We start from the raw sequence: 21,095 nt of genomic DNA on the forward strand, positions 1-21,095 counted from the left end.
TGATGGTCGCATACAATGGCACACAATCGTAGGGGATTCGGAACATGAGCAGCAGAGAGATCCGCGGCGGGCTGCAGATCGACCCGGTTCTGGTGGACTTCATCGAACAGAAGGCACTGCCGGGCACAAAGGTCACGGCTGATCAGTTCTGGTCGGGTCTGGAGCGTTTGGTAAATGAGCTGGGGCCGAGGAACCGCGCGCTGTTGGAAAAGCGTGCTGACATTCAGGGGCGCATCGACGGTTGGCATGCGGCGCGGCGCGGCCTGCCCATCAATGCTGGCGAGTACCAGTCTTTCCTACGTGAGATTGGGTATCTGGTTGATGAAGGCGAGGATTTCGAAATCGAAACCACCAATGTCGACCCCGAAATCGCTCTGACACCAGGCCCGCAGTTGGTTGTGCCGATCACCAATGCACGCTTTGCGCTAAACGCTGCGAATGCCCGTTGGGGCAGTCTGTATGATGCGCTTTATGGCACCGATGCGTTGGGCGATCTGCCTCCTGGCAAAGGTTATGACGCAGAACGTGGCGCAAGGGTGATTACGTGGGCCAAACACCATCTTGGCTTATTCTGCACGCCAGCGATTGACGATTGGTCAAGTGTTGTAGGTTTTTCCGTCGAGGACGGGGACCTAGTCGTCACAATGGACGATGATGAAAGAACGTACATATATGGATCGCAAAAGCATGGGGCGGGGAGTTTTGTAGGCTACAAAGGCGACCCTGATTCGCCGTCGTCGATCTTGTTAGAGAAGAATGGCCTCCACGCTGAAATAGTGATCGACCCGTCCAGTATCATTGGTGCGTCTGACCCTGCGGGCATCGCGGATGTACGATTGGAATCCGCCCTGTCGACGATCATGGACTGCGAAGACTCAGTCTCTTGTGTCGATGCCGAGGACAAGGTTGTGGCCTACGGCAACTGGCTGGGCTTGATGAAAGGTGACCTGACCGAAGAGGTCACCAAGGGTGGCAACACCTTCACCCGCAAATTGGCGGGTGATGTGGGCTACACCACTGCCAGCGGCGATCAAGCCGTGCTGAAAGGCCGCTCGCTGATGCTGGTGCGAAATGTTGGGCATCTCATGACCAACCCCGCCGTTCTGGATGCTAATGGTAATGAGATCGGTGAGGGCCTGATGGATGGGCTTTGCACCACGCTGATCGCCATGCATGATTTGCAGCGTGAGGGCGGCAACTCGGTCACCGGCTCAGTCTATGTGGTCAAACCCAAGATGCACGGACCCGAAGAGGTCGCGTTCGCGGTCGAGATTTTCGACATGGTCGAAGACATTCTGGGTCTGCCACGGAATACCGTAAAGCTTGGCATCATGGATGAGGAACGTCGCACCTCGGCCAACCTCAAGGAATGCATCCGCGCCGCGAAATCACGCGTGGCATTCATCAATACCGGCTTTCTTGATCGCACAGGGGATGAAATTCACACCTCGATGGAGGCGGGTCCGATGCTGCCCAAGGGCGATATCAAGGAGACGCCTTGGATTGCGTCCTACGAGGATCGCAACGTCGATATCGGATTGGCCTGTGGCCTCAAGGGTAAGGCACAGATCGGAAAAGGCATGTGGGCAATGCCGGATCGAATGGAGGATATGCTGGCGGCCAAGATCGGTCACCCTCAAGCGGGCGCAACCTGCGCCTGGGTGCCTTCGCCCGCTGCCGCAACCTTGCACGCAACGCATTACCACAAGGTTGATGTGCTGGCGCGTCAGGACGAGTTAGCCGCTGGCGCTGCTCGGGGGACGCTGGATAATCTGTTGACGGTGCCACTGTTGGGTGGTCGCAATCTCAGCGCTGAGGAGATTACCCGTGAGATCGAGAACAATGCTCAGGGCATATTGGGTTATGTTGTGCGCTGGGTCGATCAAGGCGTCGGCTGCTCGAAAGTGCCGGATATCAACGACATTGGTCTGATGGAAGACCGCGCGACCTGCCGGATTTCGTCTCAGGCGTTGGCGAACTGGTTGCATCATGATCTGATCAGTCAGGAGCAGGTGATGGCAGCACTGCAGAAAATGGCGGCTGTAGTGGATCGGCAGAATGCGGATGATCCGTCCTATAAGCCGATGGCGCCGGGTTTTGACGGGATCGCCTTTCAGGCGGCATGTGATCTGGTATTCCGTGGGCGAGTGCAGCCCTCAGGATATACTGAACCGGTGCTGCACGCGCGCCGGTTAGAACTGAAGGCAAGCTTGCGCTAAGGGTAGGGGCGGGAACGAGGGGCTGTCTGCCCCCTCGCGCTTCCCCGAAGGTATTTTGAGCCAGATGAAAGGGATCGGGCATGGTTATTTCATTGCGCAAAGCGCGGACCATCATTCGAAAAGCGCTGGAAAAAGGGCGTGAGATGGAGCTGAAGCCCCTCTCGATTGTGGTTCTGGATGCGGGCGGTCACGTGATCGCTTTTGAACGCGAAGACGGTGCCGCGCCGGGGCGGTTTGCAATTGCGCATGGCAAAGCATATGGATCGGTGATGCTGGGCATGGCGGGTACTGCGCAGATGAAGCGCGCCGAAGGGCAAGCCTATTTCATGGCGGCGGTGAACGGGGTTTACGGCGGTCAGGTTGTACCAGTCCCAGGCGGAGTTCTGGTGCGTGACCGCAAGGGTGCAGTGATTGGTGCCGTGGGTGTCACTGGCGACACGTCCGACAATGACGCCCAAGCCGCGCTAGTTGGCATTGAGGGTGCCGGGCTCGTGGGCGAGATCTAAAACCCTCGGATCGATTTTACAGGTGATGTGCGCGACTGAACACGCGCTTGCGCTGCCATGCAGGGTCTGTGTCGTTGCGCGCGGCTCGGGCTGCCGATAGGTTTTGCAGAATACCTGCGAAACAAAGGACTTGGAATGGCGCGCCCCGTTGTTGGAATTATCGGCAACTCTTACTTGATGAATGATCAGTACCCGACGCATGCGGGCGGGACGATGAATTCTGATGCGGTGTCCAACGTATCGGATTGTCTGCCTCTGCTGATACCTGCTGATCCGCGCTATGTATCGGTCGACGAATTGCTAGATGTTTGCGACGGTTTTTTGCTGACAGGCGGGCGCCCCAATGTTCATCCTGAGGAATATGGCGAGCCCGCAACCGAAGCGCATGGTGAGTTCGACCGCGCGCGGGATGCGATCACGCTGCCTCTGGTCCGGGCTTGTGCCGAGCGGGGGCAGCCGTTTTTTGGGATCTGCCGAGGGTTTCAGGAAGTGAACGTCGCCTTGGGTGGCACGCTTTATCCCGAAATTCGCGATCTTCCTGGGCGCCAGAACCACCGAATGCCACCCGATGGCACGTTGGAGGAAAAGTTTGCCCTGCGGCACGTCGTGAAGATGACCGAAGGTGGAGTTTTCCACCGCTTGTTGGGTGCGGCTGAGGTGATGACCAACACACTGCACGGGCAGGGGATCAAAACATTGGGCGAGAATGTGGTGATTGACGGCCACGCCCCTGATGGAACACCCGAGGCGATTTATGTCAAGGACGCGCCCGGATTTACCCTGTCGGTCCAGTGGCATCCAGAGTGGGATGCGGCGAATGACCCGGTCTCGCGGCCGCTGTTCCAGGCGTTCGGACGCGCTGTACACGCTTGGGCGGAAGGGAATGAAGCGGCTCGTTTCCAGCGCACGGCCTGAAGGTGAATTGGCCCGACGCGGCGCCGGACCAAATCGTTCTTAGACCATCAAGTTGAATTGTTTGTTCAGCGGCAGGCTGCGCGCGCGCTCTCCGGTCAGATCAAACAACGCGTTCCCCAATGCGGGCATCGAGGGCGGAGTACCCGGCTCACCGACACCACCCAGATGTTTCTGGGTTTCGAGTACCCGGACTTCTGTTACCGGAGTGCTGTGCATCCGCAGCCCGTCATAGTCCGGGAAGTTCAGTTGTTCGACTTCACCATCCGAGAAGGTGATCTCGCCTGAGGTCGCGGCCGAAAGGCCATAGATCATGCCGCCAATCATCTGCGCTTCAACTGTTGCCGGATCGAGCGCGAGGCCGACATCGCAGGCGATCCAGGCCTTGCGGATGCGGATGGTTCCATCCTCGTCCACCACCTCGATCACCTGCGCGACCGGGGTCCCAAAGCTGTAGGTCATCGCCACGCCACGTCCGACACCATTTGGGGTCTTGCCGGTCCAACCTGACATCTCCTTGACGGCTTCAAGACATCCCGCAGCTGGGGCGAATTCGGTCTTGGTCAGTTCAATCCGAAGGTCCAGTGGATCACGCCCGGCTGCATGGGCCATCTCGTCCAAAAAGGTCTCGTGAAAGAAACCATTGTGGCTGTTGCCGACCGAGCGCCAGAACCCAACCGGTACGGCCAGATCAGCGATGTGGCCGCTCATGCGATAATTCGGAACGGCGTAAGGTTGGTTGAAGAAACCTTCGACAAGGACTTTGTCGGGTCCCCCGCCGGAAAAGCCGGTATATCGCTTCACGGCTTGCTGGGTTGGGGATTGGGAGGCGACATTGCCGTCGATCAGAACGGCTTTGCCGTCCTTCACCGCACCACGCATTCGGGCCATGGCACCTGGACGGTAGTAATCGTGGCGCATATCCTCTTCACGGCTCCAGGTGGTCTGAACCGGGGTGCCGGGCATCGCCATGGCGACTTTGGTTGCGATCTCGCCGAAATCCAGCTCGCCCCGGCGGCCGAAGCCTCCACCCAGATAAGTGGTGTGAATCTCAACTGCCTCGGTCTCAAGCCCGGCGGTGTTGGCCACCCGCATCTGGATCAGCGTCGGGGCCTGATTGCCGCACCACAGGTCCAGCTTGCTGCCGGTATAGAGCGCGGTGGCGTTCATTGGTTCCATCGTGGCGTGGGCCAGATAAGGAACAGTGTAGTCCGCCGTGATTTCGGTGGCCCCTTCGGGCAGAACATCTACATCTCCATCATCACGCATGGTCGAGTTCGGAGCGTCATCAAACGCTTTGGCGATCTGTTCAAACAATGCATCGGTTTCGGGAGGATAGGGGGCGTCGCCCCAATCTACGTCGATCGCCTCGACCGCCTGCATCGCAAGCCATGTGTTGTTGGCTATCACAGCAACACCCGTGCCCAGATCAACGATTTTTTCGACCCCGGGCATGGTTTCGGCCGCGCTGGCGTCAAAGCCGTTCATCGTGCCGCCCAGCTTGGGGTTCATGCGGACCGAGGCGAATTTCAACCCCTCAGGCCGTACGTCGATACCAAAGGTTGCGGTGCCAGTAGACTTTCCCGGAATATCAACGCGCGGGAGGGATTTGCCGATCAAACGCCACTCTGACGGATCGCGCAGGGTGACCTCGGGCGGCTCGATCTGGCCTGCGACCTCGGCCAGTTCGGTGTAGGGAATGCGCGTGCCGTCCGGTGCGATCACAGCGCCATTCTCGGTCTTGAGCTGGTCGCGATCAACGCCCAACTGATCCGCTGCAGCCTGTTTCAACGTCTCGCGCGCGATGGCTCCAGCCATCCGCATCCGTTCGAACCCGTCTTTCATCGATGTCGACCCACCTGTGACCTGCAGGCTGAGTGTTCGGCCCAAAACGCCCAGTGCCTCACCCAAATTGTGCTGGAAATCCGAGACGTCATAGCCTTTGTTTGGCAGGCTTTCCCCCATGAGGGCGTGGTTGTAATAGGCCGCAGCAGCAGGACCGTGCAGCACGCGGATATCGTCCAGTTCGACATCCAATTCTTCGGCGATCAGCGCCGCCCAGGTGGTCATCACGCCCTGACCCATCTCAGCACGCGGCGCGAACAGGGTCACGCCCTGCTGGTCGATCAGAACAAAGGGGCTGAGCGCGGTTTCACCTTCACGCGGCTTCAGCGGATTCGCGGCAGGACGAGTGACATAATAGGCGCCAAAGGCCACGCCACCGACAATGGCGGCTGATCCGATCAGGAAGGTGCGGCGCAGGATTTTTCCGATGCTTGCCATGAATCAGGCCTCCTTCAGTTTGGATGCGGCGTCGTGGATGGCGGCGCGGATGCGAGGATAGGTGCCGCAGCGGCATAGGTTGCCTTGCATGGCGTCGTCGATTTCAGCGTCCGATGGGGCCGGGTTTTCGGCCAGAAGGGCTGCGGCCTGCATGATCTGGCCCGACTGGCAATAGCCGCATTGGGCCACTTGGTGATCAACCCAGGCCTTCTGGATCGTTGCCATGGCGTCAGGCGTACCAAGCCCTTCGACCGTGGTGACATCTCCCCAAACATCCGAAAGTGACACTTGGCAGGACCGCACGGCCTCACCATCAATATGAACTGTGCAGGCACCGCAGGCGGCCACGCCGCAACCGAACTTAGTGCCGGTCAGTCCAACCTCATCTCGCAGCACCCACAGCAAGGGCACATCATCAGGCAGATCAACCTGATGGGTCTTTCCGTTGATCTTTAGGGCCGTCGCCATGGCGCACCTCTCTTAGCTTTGGCTGGTTCCTGACATATTTAATGGAAAGTGTCAGCTTGTCAATTGACAAAATAAACAAGAAATGTCAGAGGTTCTTTCATGACGAGTGCAAGTGAAGAATCTAAGACTGCGGCCATTCTGAGTTCGGCTTTTCGAGCCTTCGCAGCTTATGGGTTTCGCAAGACGTCCATGGATGACATAGCCAAAGGGGCAGGGATGTCGCGGCCCGCAGTATATCTGCATTACAAAAATAAAGAGGCCATCGTCCGCGAGCTGACTCAGTATTACTACGACGAAAAAGTCATACTGGTGGCTGAGGCATTGGCCGGTGAAGGCTCTTTGCCGGAAATTCTTGCAGGCGCCGTACAAGCACAATCCCAAGGGATGGCCGAGATTTTGGCGTCGCCACATGGGCTTGAAATGCTCGATGCAACAAAGTCCATGTCGACCGACATCGTTCAGGAGGGTGAGGCCAAACTAACGCGTCTTTACGCGGATTGGTTGCGTCGTGAAAATTCTGCTGGTCGTGCGCATTTGCCGGTTGGCCCGGATGAGGCCGCAAAAACGATAACAACATCGCTGAAGGGCATCAAAATGACGGCCTCCAGCGCTGAAGAATTCGAGCAGGGCATTTCGCAATTGGCCACGCTGTTGGGCGCGGCACTGGAGATCAGGTAACGCGCTGACGGATCTTGTATTTCGGCTTGTCCCACAATTTGTTGGTGATGATGTCGGCAAGAATTTGGGCGGCCTGTTCCACATCACCTTCATCGATATACAACGGCGTGAAGCCGAAACGCATGATGTCGGGCGCTCGGAAATCACCGATCACGCCACGCGCGATCAAGGCCTGCATGGCAGCGTAACCTTCATCAAAATGAAACGAGACCTGACTGCCGCGCTGGGCAGGATCACGGGGGCTCGCCAGACATAGGTCGGGGCAGGTGGCTTCGACGCGAGCGATGAACAACTCGGTCAATTCGATGGATTTGGCACGCACATCGGCCATTTCGGCCATATCCCAGATATCCATCGCCGCCGACAAGGCGGCCATCTGGATGACAGGTGGGGTGCCGACCCGCATCCGCTCGATCCCGGCACCGGGGCGATAGTCGAGATCGAAAGCAAAGGGGGCTTCATGCCCCAACCAGCCCGAAAGCGCCGGGCGCACTTTTCCAGACAACCGTGGGGCCACATAGATAAAGGCGGGCGCACCCGGGCCACCGTTGAGATATTTGTACGTGCAGCCAACAGCGAAATCCGCATTGCAGCCGGACAGATCAACCGGGACGGCCCCCGCAGAGTGTGCCAGATCCCAAACCGTCACGACGCCATTGGCATGGGCGAGTTCGGTCAGTGCTTTCATGTCATGCATACGACCCGAGCGGTAGTCGACTTCGGTCAGCATCAGAATCGCGACCTCTTCGGTGATATGCTCGGCAACATCCTGAGGGTCGACCACGCGCAATTCATAGTCGGGCCCCAGTGACCGCAGCAGACCGTCGGCCATGTATAAGTCAGACGGGAAATTGCCGTTGTCAGACAGGACTACTCTGCGAGTAGGGTTCAGTTCTAGCGCTGAGGCAACCGCCTGATACACCTTGATCGACAAAGTATCGCCCACCACAACGCTGCCAGGCTTAGCACCGATCAGCCGTCCGATCCTGTCGCCCAGTCCGGTCGGCATACCCATCCATCCGGCCTTGTTCCACCCGGTGATGAGCATCTGCCCCCACTCATCCTTCAACATGCTCTCGACGCGGTTCGCCGCTGATTTCGGCAAAGGACCCAGGGAGTTGCCGTCCAGATACAACACGCCTTCGGGTAGATTGAACATGGATTTGGTTGTGGCGAAATCGGTCATGGATTTTCTTTTCTACAGCTTTGGTTCGGATGTTTGACTTTGGCCTATCTGATCTGAACCAACCTGTCCATTCTCGGCACCTCGTGCCTTGCTGGCTTGAACGTGCGCCTACTTTTCAGGATGCGACAACCTTTGCTTTTGCCTTCAAAGTCAGAAAGCGATAACACAGCGCCCAGAAACGACATGCGTGGGTGTGTGTCACCGCTTTGGGGAAGGCCATGCGCTGGATCGATCTTCCACCTGTTTGGCTTGTGGGTTTTGCCGCGTTGGCTTGGGTGCAAGCGCGCGTGCTGCCGATGGGGCTGTCTTTGAACGGGGCGGTGACGGATTTGCTCAGCGGCATTCTTGTCGGAGGCGGCATTATTTTTGCGATCATGGCTGTGGTCGAATTCCGCCGTCACCGCACCACTGTTCTTCCGCATGAAACGCCGTCAACGATGGTTCAATCAGGTATCTATAAACGCAGCCGCAACCCGATTTATTTGGGCGATGTGCTGATATTGGCGGGATTGATCTTGCGCTTCGACGCGGTGTTGTCGTTGGTGTTGCTTCCGATCTTTGTCTGGCTTTTGGAGCGCCGTTTTATCATTCCCGAGGAAGACAGGTTGCGCCGCACATTCCGCGCCGATTTCGCGCGCTACGAACGCAAAACACGGCGATGGATTTAAGGGTGTGGTCATCATGACACAGCACTACAATTGCTGCGCTTGCGAAATAATCTTGCGCAGGATACATGTCTGCTTGTCATTCTATGCTGAACACCCACCTGGCCTGAATCTAAAATTAGGGGGAACCGACTGGTGAAAATTGGGACGCCAAAGGAAACGTATAAGGGCGAGAACCGGGTCGCGATGACTCCGGACTCGGCCGTGCAGTTGCAGAAACTGGGTTTTGAATGCCTGATTGAAAAAGGCGCGGGCGCTGCTGCGGGGTTTTCGGATGCCGCTTATGAAGCTGCTGGCGTTGAGGTCATGAAGACCGCAGCCTCGCTTTGGAAGGCGGCAGATATCATTGCCAAGGTTCGTCAGCCTGATGCCACCGAGCTGAAGCGGCTGAACAAGGACAAGACCCTGATTTCTTTCTTCAACCCTGCCGGGAACGAAGAGGGAATGGAGGCCGCCAAGTCCAAGGGCGCGACTGTCATCGCGATGGAGATGGTGCCGCGTATTTCGCGCGCGCAGAAGATGGACGCGCTGTCTTCGATGGCCAATATCGCCGGTTACCGCGCGGTGATCGAGGCGGGCAACAACTTTGGCCGATTCTTTACCGGTCAGGTGACGGCGGCCGGTAAAGTTCCGCCTGCCAAGGTGCTGATCGTAGGCGCTGGCGTGGCGGGGCTGGCGGCGATCGGGACGTCGACTTCGTTAGGTGCGATCACCTATGCGTTTGATGTGCGCCCGGAAGTGGCCGAGCAGGTCGAATCCATGGGGGCCGAGTTTGTCTATCTGGACTTCGAGGAAGAACAGCAAGACGGAGCGGCGACCGGTGGTTACGCCTCGGTCCAGTCTGAAGAATTCCGCGAGGCACAACTGGCCAAGTTCCGCGAGCTTGCTCCGGAAATGGATATCGTCATAACCACTGCGCTGATCCCAAACCGCGAAGCACCCGAGCTTTGGACCAAGGACATGGTCGAGGCGATGAAGCCGGGTTCGGTCATCGTTGATTTGGCTGCAGAAAAGGGCGGCAACTGTAAGCTTACCGTGCCGGATGAGAAGATCGTGACCGACAACGGCGTGACCATCATCGGCTATACTGACTTCCCCAGCCGGATGGCAGCGCAGTCTTCTTCGCTGTATGCGACCAACATTCGTCACATGATGACTGACCTGACGCCCGAGAAGGACGGCAAAGTCAATCACGACATGGAAGATGACGTGATCCGCGGCGCGACCGTGACCCATGAGGGTGAGATCACCTTCCCGCCGCCGCCGCCCAAAGTGCAGGCGATTGCGGCGCAGAAAAAGCCCGAGGTCAAGGAACTGACCCCGGAAGAGAAGAAGGCGCAGGAGATTGCGGCCTTCAAGGCGCAGACCCGGCAGCAGTTTACCCTGTTGGGTGTGGGTGGCGCGCTGATGCTGCTGGTGGGGCTGGTGGCCCCGGCCAGCTTCATGCAGCATTTTATCGTCTTTGTGCTGGCGATCTTTGTGGGTTTCCAGGTGATCTGGAACGTCTCGCACAGCCTGCACACTCCGCTGATGGCGATCACCAACGCGATCTCGTCGATCATTATCGTCGGGGCCTTGATGCAGATCGGATCGGGGTCGTTCCTGGTTATTCTGCTGGCGGCGCTTTCTGTCTTCATGGCCGGGATCAACATCTTCGGCGGTTTCCTTGTCACCCGGCGCATGCTCGCCATGTTCCAGAAATCTTAAGGGAGGCCGGGTAGATGGATTTTGGCTTCACCACTGCCGCCTACGTCGTTGCGGCTGTCCTTTTCATCCTTTCGCTCGGCGGTCTGTCGAACCAGGAAAGCGCCAAGCGCGCGGTCTGGTATGGCATTGTCGGTATGGCGCTGGCGGTTTTTGCCACGCTGGTTGGCCCCGGCTCGGGCCTGTGGCTGCTGTCGTTGCTGCTGATCGCGGGCGGCGGTCTGATCGGTCAATATGTGGCACAGCGCGTGCAGATGACCGAGATGCCGCAGCTTGTGGCCGCGATGCACTCACTGGTTGGTCTGGCGGCTGTGTTCGTGGGCTTCAACGCGCATTTCGAGATCGGCAACGTGGCGCAGGTCATGGCGATTGCCGACAGTGCGAAAGAGGCGGACCTGTCCGATCTGGGCGCCTTCGCCAAGCTGATTGCCAAGAAAACATCCGCGGAACTGGCGATCCTGCATGTCGAGCTGTTCCTGGGCATCTTCATCGGTGCGATCACCTTTACCGGGTCGGTTGTCGCTTATGGCAAACTGGCGGGCAAGGTGACCTCGGCGGCGACCAAGCTGCCCGGCGGGCACGCGCTGAACGCGGCTGCTGCGGGCCTCTCGCTGATCTGCCTGATCTGGTACACTTCGACCGGTGGTCTGTTCCCGCTGTTCCTGATGACGCTGGCAGCGCTGTTCATCGGCTATCACCTGATCATGGGCATCGGCGGCGCCGATATGCCGGTGGTTGTGTCGATGCTAAACAGCTACTCGGGTTGGGCCGCGGCGGCGATTGGTTTCAGCCTTGGCAACGACCTGCTGATCGTTGTTGGCGCGTTGGTCGGCTCGTCCGGTGCAATCCTGTCCTACATCATGTGTAAGGCGATGAACCGGCATTTTGTCAGCGTGATCCTGGGCGGCTTTGGCGGCCCGCAGGGAGAGCAGATGGCGGTTGAGGGCGAACAGATCGCCATCGAAGCAGATGGTGTGGCTGCGGCTCTGAACGACGCCGATAGCGTGATCATCATCCCGGGCTACGGTATGGCGGTGGCGCAGGCGCAGCAATCGGTTTCCGAACTGGTCCGTAAGTTGCGCGCCAAGGGCAAGAACGTCCGTTTTGCCATCCACCCCGTGGCGGGTCGTCTGCCGGGCCACATGAACGTTCTGCTGGCCGAAGCTAAGGTGCCCTATGACATCGTTCTGGAAATGGACGAGATCAACGAGGACTTCCCGGAAACGGACGTGGCGATCGTGATCGGCTCGAACGACATTGTGAACCCTGCGGCGCAGGAAGACCCCAACAGCCCCATCGCCGGTATGCCGGTTCTGGAATGCTGGAAGGCGAAACAGGTGTTCGTGTCGAAACGCGGTCAGGGCACCGGCTATTCGGGCATTGAAAACCCGCTGTTCTTCAAGGAGAACACCCGCATGTTCTATGGCGATGCAAAGGCGTCCTTGGACAAGCTGTTGCCAATGATCGATTGATCACGGGACATGACCAAATTGCAAAGGGCGCCTTGGGGCGCCCTTTTCTTTTTTGATAAAGGGGGCTTTGCCCCCTTGGACCCCCAGGAGTATTTGGGGCCAGATGATGCAAGCTGATATGGTATTACCGTGACGTTGGGCGAATGTTGGGAGGATTCAGATGCAGAAAGTGAATGGCATAGGTGGCGTGTTTTTTCGCGCTAAAGATCCGGAGGCTCTGAGTGCGTGGTATGAGGAGCATCTGGGAGTTAATCACTACGACCCCGTCCCCTGGAAACAGCGTGAAGGCTATACCGTGTTTGCGCCGTTTGCGCAGGATACCGACTATTTCGGCAGGGCTGATCAGCAATGGATGATCAATTTTCGTGTCGATGATTTGGATGCCATGATTGCTCAGCTAAAGAGCGCCGGAATCACGGTTGATACGCATCCTGATTGGGATAGCGAGGTTGGCAAATTTGCGCGCATTCACGATCCCGAAGGTAACCCCATCGAGCTCTGGGAACCAAATCAATGACATAGCAGTTTGTATACCATTGTATCCTCTTAACTATATGAAATAAAAAGATAATTGATGTATTCCTCAAGCTGCGTATAGTGCCGGAAGCCTTGGGGAATGATCCATGACTCCGATAGATGACCATCCGCTGCGCTATGCGCTGGCCAATGAACTGCATGCGCGACCCTTTCCGGTGGCTTCAGCACCCTGCACCGTGGTGTTTCTGGCGATCAAGAAAACGGATGCCGCAGCGGCACGGGATCGCAATCTGGATATGGCGCATCTGATCGACTTGCTGAATCGCCACGGTGCGCAACACCCGCAGCCAGGCGCGACGCATTATGCTGGTCAAATCGGGCGCCATTGGCTGAAATGGGAACAGCATACCGAGTTTGTGACATACACGGCCATTGCGCAGAATGTCAGTGATCGGGCTTTTAATCCCGCGGATTTCGAAGTGTTCCCGCCCGATTGGCTTATGGCTAGCCCGGGGCGGCGGATCACATCGATCATGATGCGTGTGGTCGAGCGGTCAGAGGATGCCCTGGTCACGCAAGCGCTGTCGGACTGGTTCGAGCCTGAAAGCCTGGCTGTGGCTAGCGTTCTGGATGACTCGGCGATTTGCGCCAGCGATTTTCGTATCGACCCGGCCGGTCACATGCGGTTTGCGCTGTTTGTTTCGAAATTTGCCGGTCAACGAAGAACCGGTCGAATTCTCCAGCGTCTTTGCGAAATCGAAACCTATAAAGCGATGTCCATGCTCGGCTTCGCCCGCGTCAAAGACCTGATGCCACGCATCGGTGAACTTGATAAGAAACTGTCCGATCTGATGGTCCAGATGACCGATGAATCCGCAGCCCCTGACGATCTGTTACTGCAATTGCTGTCGACTTCGACCGAGTTGGAAACAATATCCGCGCGCACTTCGTTCCGTTTTGGGGCGACTGGAGCCTATGAGGCGATCATCAACCAGAGGATAACGGTTCTGCGCGAGGAACGGTTTCAGGGTCGTCAGAACTTTGCTGACTTCATGATGCGCAGGTATGACCCTGCGATCCGAACAGTGAAATCCACCGAACGTCGCCTGCAAGCCTTATCCGACCGCGCCATTCGGGCGGGTGAGCTGTTGCGTACCCGGGTGGATGTTGAGCGTAGTGCGCAGAACCAGGCTTTGCTGGAAAGCATGGACCGACGCGCCGATCTGGCGTTGCGGTTGCAGCACACCGTCGAAGGGCTTTCAGTGGTTGCGATCAGCTATTATGCGGTCTCGCTTGTTAGCTACTTTCTGTATCCACTGACGAAGATCGGGATCAGCAAGGGGATGCTGACAGCAGCGGTGACAGTCCCGGTTGTACTGGGAGTTTGGCTTGCCATACGTCAAATTCGCAAGCGGTTGGAATAGACGGTATTTGCCAAATGCCGAAGGACCTGTAGAACCGTCATAATTTGGCAAAATTCTCGAGGGTAATCCGTGATCGGTATATTGGCAGCATGGCGCGCAGTCGCCGCCATGTTCATCCTAAATGGTGCTTTGTTTGGCATTTGGGCCTCGCGCATTCCAGCGGTACGCGACCGGCTGGAACTAAGCCACGAGGCACTAGGGTATGGCCTACTGTTTATGGCAGCAGGTGCGGTTTGTTCTTTTCCTATCACCGGGAAACTGACGGATCGGTTTGGGGCTGTGGCGATCACCCGGATCATCGCGGTTCTTTATACTGCCTCGCTGATCCTGCTGGCGTTTGCGAATGGGTTCTGGGCGCTGGCCGCGTTCCTGTTCGTATTTGGTGCATTTCACGGTTCGATGGACGTTGCCATGAACGCTTGGGCCGCCGAAGTTGAGCAGGCTTATGACAAACCAGTCATGTCATCGTTCCATGCAATGTGGAGCCTCGGCGCAGGGCTAGGGGCTCTCAGCGGCTATGCTGCGGTTCAAATGGGGCTGAGCGTGGTTCAGCATTTCCTGCTGGCAGGGGGCATCGTTGTGGGGCTGGCATTGGCTCTGTCCTGGGTGCAATGGACGTCTCGTCGGTCGGAAGCCAAGAAAGGATCGGTTTTTGCATTGCCTTCCGGTGCTTTAGTGCTGGTTGGATTTATGGCACTCTGTGGAGCTTTGGGTGAGGGCGCGGTGGCAGATTGGAGTGCGATCTTCCTGCGTGACGTGACAGGCGCCGCTGAGAGCATTGCAGCGCTAGGCTATGCCGTTTTCTCGGTAACAATGGTGCTGTTTAGATTGGCGGGCGGTTTTGTAATTTCCCGATTTGGGCCCGTGGCGACGGCACGTTTTGGCGGCATCTGCGCTGCACTGGGTGTGTATACCGTGGTAACAGCCAGTGAGGCAGGGCTCGCTCTGGCAGGGTTTGCCCTGATGGGGCTCGGCTATGCTGTGATCATGCCTTTGGCTTTTAGTCGTGCCGCAAATGATCCGCGTGTCCCACCGGGGCAGGCGATCGCCAGTGTTGCGACTTTGGGGTACGGAGGGTTGTTGATCGGGCCGCCCCTGATCGGGTTCTTGGCGGAATTGATGACCTTGAGATTGGCGTTTGCGGTTCTGTTGCCGCTGGCCGTCCTGATCATTGTGCTAGCCGGCGCGCTGAAGCGCGCCGACTGAAGTTGCTTAGCGTCCGCGAATACGCGGATCAAGCGCGTCGCGTAGTCCGTCACCCAGATAGTTCACGCTCAACACGGTCAGCGAGATTGCAAGTCCGGGCCAGAACACGCGCTCGGGGTATTGCTGCAAATAGTCGACGCCGTCGAAAAGCAGGCGACCCCATGTCGGGAAGTCCGGCGGGAAGCCGAGGCCGAGGAAGGACAGAGCGCTTTCTGTGATGATCGCCGTCGCGATACCCAAGGTTGCAGACACCATGATTGGAGACAACACGTTCGGCAGGATATGCCGCGTGATGATCTGCGTGTTGCTGGTGCCGATGGACCGTGCAGCCAGAACGAACTCACGTTCCTTGATTGCCAACACATCGCCGCGCACGATCCGGGCGGTGGGCATCCATGAGGTGATACCGATGGCACAGACGATCAGGATGAAAATTCCGCGTTCCAGCCCGAATGCAGCGGACAAAGGCTCGCGAAACAGCAGCATCATCACCAACAACAAGGGCAACAGAGGCAGGGCCAGGAACAAATCGGTCAGGCGCATCAGCGGCCCATCAAGGCGTTTGAAGAACCCGGCAACAACTCCGATCAATGACCCAAGGAACAGAGCCAGCAGCATCGCAGTGATGCCCACTGAAACCGAGGTCTGCCCACCCGACATCATCCGCGCCAGAATATCGCGACCCAACTGGTCGGTCCCAAAGGGATGCGCCCAACTGGGACCTTGATTGCGCGAACGGATGTCGATCTGAGTGGGATCAATGCTCCACAAGTAGGGGCCCAAATAAACACCGGCTACGATGAAGATGAACAGAATCGCTCCAATCATCGCGCCTTTGTGGGTTTTGAACTGGTCCCAGACATCGCGCCACTGGCTGCGGGGTGGCGTAGTCAGCTCTTCCATAACGTCAGTGGTTGGCAGAGCGGTCGAGGCGGGCGCAAGTCCTTCGTCCGGGACCAGCGTATCGGTACGATCATGATCAGTCATAGCGAATCCTCGGGTCCAGAATGCCGTAGAGCACATCGGCGATCAGGTTGAACAGCACGATCAGCACCGCAAAGATGAAGGTTAGCGTCTGCACCATCGGCAGATCATTGGCCTGGATGGCCCCGATCAGCAATTGGCCGATACCGTTCACCTTGAACACCTGCTCGGTGATGATGGCGCCGCCGAAGATGGCCGGGATACCCAGTGCAATCACCGTGACCACGGGGATCATCGAGTTGCGCAGGACATGGACCATGACCACGGTGTACTCGCTGAGGCCCTTGGCACGCGCGGTACGGACGTAATCCTGATTGAGATTGTCCAGCATCGAAGCGCGCATGAACCGGCTGAGTTGAGCGGTGATCTGCAACGCCAAAACCATGACCGGCATGATCATCTGTTTCAGTTGCAACATGAAACTGTCCCAACTGTTCACCACCAGGGTGGTATCGTAAATCGACGGAAACCAGCCGAGCTGAACCGAGAAGATCACGATCACCAGCACGCCCGAGAAGAAGGGCGGGACCGAGAAGCCGACCATCGACACGAATGTGCCCATCTGGTCGAACCAGGAATACTGACGGTACGCGGAATAGATGCCGATGGGCAGGGCGATCAGGATGGCGACCACATAGGCGGTGCCAACAACCCACAGGGTCTGCGGGATTCGCTGAACGACGATGTCCATAACAGGCGAACGGGTCTGCCACGAAATCACACGCAGATCACCTTCGGAAAAGGTCGTGCCAAACATCGCATCGATTAGCACCTGCGGTTCAATCCAGAAGAATTGCACGATCCATTTCCAGAACCGGATATGCATCGGCTGACCGAGGCCAAGTGCCTCGCGCATCTTCTCTTTGACTTCGGGGGGGACGGTGAGCGGGACCTGCGCCATCGGGTCGCCAGGTGCGAGTTCGAGAAGCAGGAAGATGACGAGGCTGATGAACAGAAGCGTCGGAATCGCCAGCACCAGTCGTCGAATGGTAAAGTTAAGCATTAAGAGGCGCCTTTGTATGCGTCTTCTTGTTGGAGTGGTCTGCAAATGACCGCGCCCCGAAAGTGATCGGGGCGCGGTTTTGCAAGGCTAACGCTTAGGAACCTGTCTTGCGGTACCAGTCCGCAATGTTCCACAGCTCGCTGTCCCAAACATTCAGGACAACACCACCCAGAGTGTTTGCGTGCGCTGACAGACGACCGCGGTGAACCAGCGGGATCATACCGCCGTTTTCGACCATGATGTCATTCAACTGACGCGCGATCTGCGCGCGCTCATCCGCACCAGCGGTTTCGGCCAGCTGTGCGTGCAGTTTGTCATAATCCGCGTTGCAGAAACGGCTGATGTTTTCACCCTGCCACTGGCTTTCCGGCTTGGGTGCCTTATCGCACAGGCCGTTGCCCAGATAGGACTGCGGATCGGTGCCATTGAAGGTGTTCGCATACATCTCAACGTCTGCGTAGAACTTCTGGAAGGTATCGGGCGAGCCCGGATCACCGCCGAAGAAGACAGATGCGTTGATATTACGCAGCTCGGTTTCGATGCCGATCTGGCTCCACCACTCCTTGATCAGCGCTTGGAAGTCCTGACGGACGGCGTTGGTCGAGGTCTGATAGACCACTTTCAGTGGCACACCGTCTTTTTCACGAACGCCGTCGCCATCGGAATCGACGATGCCCGCATCATCCAGCAGCTTTTTCGCGCCTTCTATGTCCTGCGTGTCGCAGCTGAAGGTGTCGGAATTCACCGCTGCAGGTGCGGGAACCCAGTTACAGGTGACCTTACCGGCCTGACCGTATCCGATTTCAACCAGCAGTGGCCGGTCGATGGCCAGCGACATCGCCTTATATACAGCCGGATCCTGCAGGAACGGATGCGGATGCGTTGCAGTTGAACGCTCGCCTTCCGGCAGATCTGGCGACGGGTTGGTCTGGTTCAGCATGATGCGTTCAACCAACGGACCAAAGCCTGCAACCGGAGTACCTTTGCCGCCTTCCTGCATCTGCGCGATGACTTCAGGTGCCAGCTGCAGGTTCCAGGCATAGTCAAACTCGCCGGTTTCCATCACCGCACGGCCAGCTGCTGTCGCGTCGCCGCCGCCTTTGAAGGTCACGGTTGCAAAGGCTGGTTTCGCCGGGTCGCGATAGTTGTCGTTAGCCTTGAAGGTGATCACGTCATTGGGCTTGAATTCGGTGACAACAAATGGGCCGGTGCCGATCGGGTTAAAGTTCTGCTCGGTGCATTCGGGTGCTTTGGCCCCCATGCAATCCGCGAACTGGGCCGCCTGGATGATCGGGCTTTCGCCACCCACGAACGGGCCATAGGGGAACGGAGTCGGCGCATCAAATGTGACTTTGACAGTCAGATCATCGACAGCCTCAACATTGGTGACGCCTTCAAATTTGGTCACCTGCGCACAACCGCCTTCTGGGTCCATGCAATAGTTTGCGGTAAACACAACGTCAGCTGAGGTGAACGGTGTGCCGTCTGACCAAGTGATTCCCGGTGCGATTTTCCAGGTGATTGAGGTCAGGTCTTCGCTGACACCACCATTTGCAACCGTTGGGATCTCGGATGCCAGGAACGGAACCATTTCGCCGTCTTGATTGTACCGGGCCAGGGGCTCAATCACCAACGAAGCTGATTCCACATCCTTGGTGCCGCCCGAAAGGAACGGGTTCAGGATTGACGGTGCTTGCCAGTAAATGATGCTGACATTGCCGTCCGATCCACGCTCGGCCATGGCCATCGGGGCCATTGCCGTGCTTGCAATCGCACCAAGCAAAAGGGTTTTGATTTTCATCATACACTCCATGTTGGACACGTACGTGTCTCGATTATCTCCGCGATGCCCGCGGATTTGGCGTTGCCGTCAAAGGGGGTAAGAGTATGGAAACAAACGAAAACGATAGTTTCGCCCACGTGTTTTCCGTCCTCTCCCCAGAACGGTTACGCGGCGTATCGAAACAGAGTTTTGGAAAATTGCAAGCCTTGCCGTGCGAATTTTGACCAATCGGTTTGACTTTTCACATCCCTCGGCCTTAGCGTTTGGCACTCAATCCGAAAAGCCGCCAAGGGGAGAGCGCGCGTGCTGGATCAGCCAATTGCCCAGATTAAAAAACTACGGGTCGAATTCCAAACAAAAGATGGCCCGGTGGTCGGGGTCGAGGATGTCTCGTTCGAGGTCAATCCGGGCGAAACCGTCTGTATCGTAGGCGAATCGGGGTCGGGCAAGTCGGTCTCATCCTTGTCGTTGATGCGCCTGGTCGAGTTCGGCGGTGGCGAAATTGCGGGCGGGCAATTGCTGTTCGACCGCCGCGATGGCGAAGAGATGAATTTGGCCGGTGCAGATCAGGATCTGATGAAACAGATTCGCGGAAACGAGATCGGAATGATCTTTCAGGAGCCGATGACGGCCTTGAACCCGGTGTTCACCGTTGGACGGCAATTGACTGAAGGATTGCGAATCCACAAGGACATGACCAAAGCGCAGGCCGAGGACCGCGCGCTGGAGCTGCTGCGGCAGGTGAGAATCCCCGAACCCGAACGGCGCCTGAAACAATATCCGCATGAACTGTCCGGCGGTATGCGCCAACGCGTGGTAATCGCCATGGCCATGGCATGTGAGCCGCGCCTGCTGATCGCGGACGAGCCCACAACAGCGCTGGACGTGACCATTCAGGCCGAGATTCTGGCGCTGATGGACCGCCTCAAGCGCGAAACCGGCACAGCGGTGATGTTCATCACGCACGATATGGCTGTGGTTGCACAGATGGCGGATCGTGTTGTGGTCATGTTCCGCGGCAACAAGGTCGAGGAAGGCACGGTCAAAGAAATCTTCGAGAACCCGCAGCACGACTACACCAAGGCATTGTTGGCGGCGGTTCCGAAACTGGGTGAGATGCAAGGCAAAGCCGCACCTGAGCCAATGAAACTGCTGGGTGAGGAAGGCCAGACCATCGCGCCGATCCCGGGCACCAACGAGGTTCTGCTGACGGTCAAGAACCTGACCACGCGCTTTGCGGTGAAAGGCGGATTGCTGCGCCGGACCATCTCGAACGTGCATGCGGTCGAAGATGTCTCGTTCACGCTGAACCGGGGGCAGACCCTCAGCCTCGTGGGCGAATCTGGGTGCGGCAAGTCGTCGGCAGGGCGCTCGATCCTGCGGCTGGTCGAACCGATGGCGGGCGAGGTCGATCTAGACGGTGTCGACATCATGAAGCTGGATCAGGCTGGTCTGCGCAAGGCGCGGCTGGACATGCAGATGATCTTTCAGGATCCGTTCGCCTCGCTCAATCCGCAGATGCAGTTGGTCGATCAGGTGGCCGAGCCGATGCGCAACTATGGCGTTGCGTCAGGATCCGAATTGCAGGATCGCGTGGCGCAACTGTTCGATAAGGTGCAGCTGCCGCGCAGCTTCATGCGCCGCTTCCCGCATGAGATGTCCGGTGGTCAGCGGCAACGGATCGCGATCGCCCGCGCACTGGCGCTGAACCCCAAATTGATCATCGCGGATGAGGCTGTATCGGCACTGGACGTCTCGGTTCAGGCACAGGTGCTGAATCTGATGATGGAGCTGCAATCCGAACTTAGCCTCAGCTATCTGTTCATCAGCCATGATATGGCAGTGGTCGAGCGAGTCAGTCACCATGTCGGTGTGATGTATCTGGGGCGTATTGTCGAACTGGGTCCGCGTGCCCGCGTATTCGAAAACCCGCAGCATGCATATACGCAAGCCTTGATGAAAGCGGTTCCGATTGCGGACCCGAACAAGCGCAAGTCTGAAAAAGATCTGAACTTCAAGCCTATTCCGTCCCCGATTCATCCAATCGGTTACGAGCCGGAGCCATCGGAGTACAATGAGGTCGAGCCCGGTCACTTCGTGTTGACGACTGACAGCGGATATTAAT

The 21,095-nt window shown here is 57.6% G+C and carries 17 protein-coding genes; 11 read left to right on the top strand and 6 right to left on the bottom strand.

The window, feature by feature from the left end:
• The first annotated feature begins 44 nt into the window (after window positions 1-44).
• From ACR0DU_RS07880 to ACR0DU_RS07890, 3 genes are all read left to right on the top strand, one after another.
• Window positions 45-2,219, top strand: a complete 2,175-nt coding sequence (locus ACR0DU_RS07880; protein WP_480873479.1) for a malate synthase G — start codon at window positions 45-47, stop codon at window positions 2,217-2,219.
• Window positions 2,220-2,299: 80 nt separating this feature from the next.
• On the top strand, window positions 2,300-2,725 hold the full coding sequence (locus tag ACR0DU_RS07885; protein ID WP_480873481.1) for a GlcG/HbpS family heme-binding protein: 426 nt from the start codon (window positions 2,300-2,302) through the stop codon (window positions 2,723-2,725).
• A gap of 135 nt (window positions 2,726-2,860) precedes the next feature.
• Window positions 2,861-3,640, top strand: coding sequence for a gamma-glutamyl-gamma-aminobutyrate hydrolase family protein (locus tag ACR0DU_RS07890; protein WP_170780617.1), 780 nt, complete (start codon window positions 2,861-2,863; stop codon window positions 3,638-3,640).
• 39 nt (window positions 3,641-3,679) lie between these two features.
• On the opposite strand, the gene ACR0DU_RS07895 is transcribed toward ACR0DU_RS07890, so the two are convergent.
• Window positions 3,680-5,920 (bottom strand): xanthine dehydrogenase family protein molybdopterin-binding subunit, encoded by a 2,241-nt coding sequence (locus ACR0DU_RS07895; RefSeq protein ID WP_480873483.1) that lies wholly within the window; start codon window positions 5,918-5,920, stop codon window positions 3,680-3,682.
• A gap of 3 nt (window positions 5,921-5,923) precedes the next feature.
• Complete coding sequence (locus ACR0DU_RS07900; RefSeq protein ID WP_170780615.1) at window positions 5,924-6,388, bottom strand: (2Fe-2S)-binding protein; 465 nt, start codon at window positions 6,386-6,388, stop codon at window positions 5,924-5,926.
• Window positions 6,389-6,487: 99 nt separating this feature from the next.
• Between ACR0DU_RS07900 and ACR0DU_RS07905 the strand changes: the two genes are divergently transcribed.
• Window positions 6,488-7,066, top strand: a complete 579-nt coding sequence (locus ACR0DU_RS07905) for a TetR/AcrR family transcriptional regulator (RefSeq protein WP_480873486.1) — start codon at window positions 6,488-6,490, stop codon at window positions 7,064-7,066.
• On the opposite strand, the gene kynU is transcribed toward ACR0DU_RS07905, so the two are convergent.
• Window positions 7,059-8,252, bottom strand: a complete 1,194-nt coding sequence (gene kynU / locus ACR0DU_RS07910; RefSeq protein WP_480873488.1) for a kynureninase — start codon at window positions 8,250-8,252, stop codon at window positions 7,059-7,061. The genes ACR0DU_RS07905 and kynU overlap by 8 nt on opposite strands.
• Before the next feature lie 218 nt (window positions 8,253-8,470).
• On the opposite strand from kynU, the gene ACR0DU_RS07915 reads away from it, so the two are divergent.
• The 6 genes from ACR0DU_RS07915 to ACR0DU_RS07940 all read left to right on the top strand — a co-directional run bounded on the left by ACR0DU_RS07915 (window position 8,471) and on the right by ACR0DU_RS07940 (window position 15,200).
• Window positions 8,471-8,920 (top strand): methyltransferase family protein, encoded by a 450-nt coding sequence (locus ACR0DU_RS07915; RefSeq protein WP_480873490.1) that lies wholly within the window; start codon window positions 8,471-8,473, stop codon window positions 8,918-8,920.
• A 132-nt stretch (window positions 8,921-9,052) separates the two neighbouring features.
• The gene (locus tag ACR0DU_RS07920) at window positions 9,053-10,624 is read left to right on the top strand and encodes a Re/Si-specific NAD(P)(+) transhydrogenase subunit alpha (RefSeq protein ID WP_480873492.1); all 1,572 of its coding nucleotides are present in this window, start codon (window positions 9,053-9,055) and stop codon (window positions 10,622-10,624) included.
• A gap of 14 nt (window positions 10,625-10,638) precedes the next feature.
• Window positions 10,639-12,093, top strand: a complete 1,455-nt coding sequence (locus ACR0DU_RS07925; protein WP_480529957.1) for an NAD(P)(+) transhydrogenase (Re/Si-specific) subunit beta — start codon at window positions 10,639-10,641, stop codon at window positions 12,091-12,093.
• Window positions 12,094-12,253: 160 nt separating this feature from the next.
• Complete coding sequence (locus ACR0DU_RS07930; RefSeq protein WP_480873494.1) at window positions 12,254-12,610, top strand: VOC family protein; 357 nt, start codon at window positions 12,254-12,256, stop codon at window positions 12,608-12,610.
• Window positions 12,611-12,716: 106 nt separating this feature from the next.
• Window positions 12,717-13,994 carry a DUF3422 family protein gene (locus ACR0DU_RS07935; protein ID WP_480873496.1) on the top strand — a complete coding sequence of 426 codons (1,278 nt, stop codon included), beginning with the start codon at window positions 12,717-12,719 and terminating at the stop codon, window positions 13,992-13,994.
• A gap of 69 nt (window positions 13,995-14,063) precedes the next feature.
• Window positions 14,064-15,200, top strand: coding sequence for an MFS transporter (locus tag ACR0DU_RS07940; protein WP_480873498.1), 1,137 nt, complete (start codon window positions 14,064-14,066; stop codon window positions 15,198-15,200).
• A gap of 6 nt (window positions 15,201-15,206) precedes the next feature.
• On the opposite strand, the gene ACR0DU_RS07945 is transcribed toward ACR0DU_RS07940, so the two are convergent.
• From ACR0DU_RS07945 to ACR0DU_RS07955, 3 genes are all read right to left on the bottom strand, one after another.
• Complete coding sequence (locus tag ACR0DU_RS07945; RefSeq protein ID WP_010442804.1) at window positions 15,207-16,187, bottom strand: ABC transporter permease; 981 nt, start codon at window positions 16,185-16,187, stop codon at window positions 15,207-15,209.
• On the bottom strand, window positions 16,180-17,187 hold the full coding sequence (locus ACR0DU_RS07950; protein ID WP_480456350.1) for an ABC transporter permease: 1,008 nt from the start codon (window positions 17,185-17,187) through the stop codon (window positions 16,180-16,182). Before ACR0DU_RS07950 ends, ACR0DU_RS07945 begins: the two co-directional genes overlap by 8 nt.
• A gap of 94 nt (window positions 17,188-17,281) precedes the next feature.
• Window positions 17,282-18,988: a peptide ABC transporter substrate-binding protein gene (locus ACR0DU_RS07955; protein ID WP_010442802.1), complete on the bottom strand. Its 1,707-nt coding sequence runs from the start codon at window positions 18,986-18,988 to the stop codon at window positions 17,282-17,284.
• A 285-nt stretch (window positions 18,989-19,273) separates the two neighbouring features.
• Between ACR0DU_RS07955 and ACR0DU_RS07960 the strand changes: the two genes are divergently transcribed.
• Window positions 19,274-21,094 (top strand): ABC transporter ATP-binding protein, encoded by a 1,821-nt coding sequence (locus ACR0DU_RS07960; protein ID WP_319546594.1) that lies wholly within the window; start codon window positions 19,274-19,276, stop codon window positions 21,092-21,094.
• The last annotated feature ends 1 nt before the right edge of the window (window position 21,095 follow it).

It is taken from the genome of Ruegeria sp. G2 (assembly GCF_056533505.1).

What these genes read in the sequence shown, in the direction of transcription:
- ACR0DU_RS07945 (WP_010442804.1), bottom strand. Translation starts at nt 16,187, where the DNA reads ATGACTGATCATGATCGTACCGATACGCTGGTCCCGGACGAAGGACTT.
- ACR0DU_RS07950 (WP_480456350.1), bottom strand. Translation starts at nt 17,187, where the DNA reads ATGCTTAACTTTACCATTCGACGACTGGTGCTGGCGATTCCGACGCTT.
- ACR0DU_RS07890 (WP_170780617.1), top strand. Translation starts at nt 2,861, where the DNA reads ATGGCGCGCCCCGTTGTTGGAATTATCGGCAACTCTTACTTGATGAAT.
- ACR0DU_RS07895 (WP_480873483.1), bottom strand. Translation starts at nt 5,920, where the DNA reads ATGGCAAGCATCGGAAAAATCCTGCGCCGCACCTTCCTGATCGGATCA.
- ACR0DU_RS07930 (WP_480873494.1), top strand. Translation starts at nt 12,254, where the DNA reads ATGCAGAAAGTGAATGGCATAGGTGGCGTGTTTTTTCGCGCTAAAGAT.
- ACR0DU_RS07905 (WP_480873486.1), top strand. Translation starts at nt 6,488, where the DNA reads ATGACGAGTGCAAGTGAAGAATCTAAGACTGCGGCCATTCTGAGTTCG.
- ACR0DU_RS07900 (WP_170780615.1), bottom strand. Translation starts at nt 6,388, where the DNA reads ATGGCGACGGCCCTAAAGATCAACGGAAAGACCCATCAGGTTGATCTG.
- ACR0DU_RS07880 (WP_480873479.1), top strand. Translation starts at nt 45, where the DNA reads ATGAGCAGCAGAGAGATCCGCGGCGGGCTGCAGATCGACCCGGTTCTG.
- ACR0DU_RS07935 (WP_480873496.1), top strand. Translation starts at nt 12,717, where the DNA reads ATGACTCCGATAGATGACCATCCGCTGCGCTATGCGCTGGCCAATGAA.
- ACR0DU_RS07925 (WP_480529957.1), top strand. Translation starts at nt 10,639, where the DNA reads ATGGATTTTGGCTTCACCACTGCCGCCTACGTCGTTGCGGCTGTCCTT.
- kynU (WP_480873488.1), bottom strand. Translation starts at nt 8,252, where the DNA reads ATGACCGATTTCGCCACAACCAAATCCATGTTCAATCTACCCGAAGGC.
- ACR0DU_RS07955 (WP_010442802.1), bottom strand. Translation starts at nt 18,988, where the DNA reads ATGAAAATCAAAACCCTTTTGCTTGGTGCGATTGCAAGCACGGCAATG.
- ACR0DU_RS07915 (WP_480873490.1), top strand. Translation starts at nt 8,471, where the DNA reads ATGCGCTGGATCGATCTTCCACCTGTTTGGCTTGTGGGTTTTGCCGCG.
- ACR0DU_RS07885 (WP_480873481.1), top strand. Translation starts at nt 2,300, where the DNA reads ATGGTTATTTCATTGCGCAAAGCGCGGACCATCATTCGAAAAGCGCTG.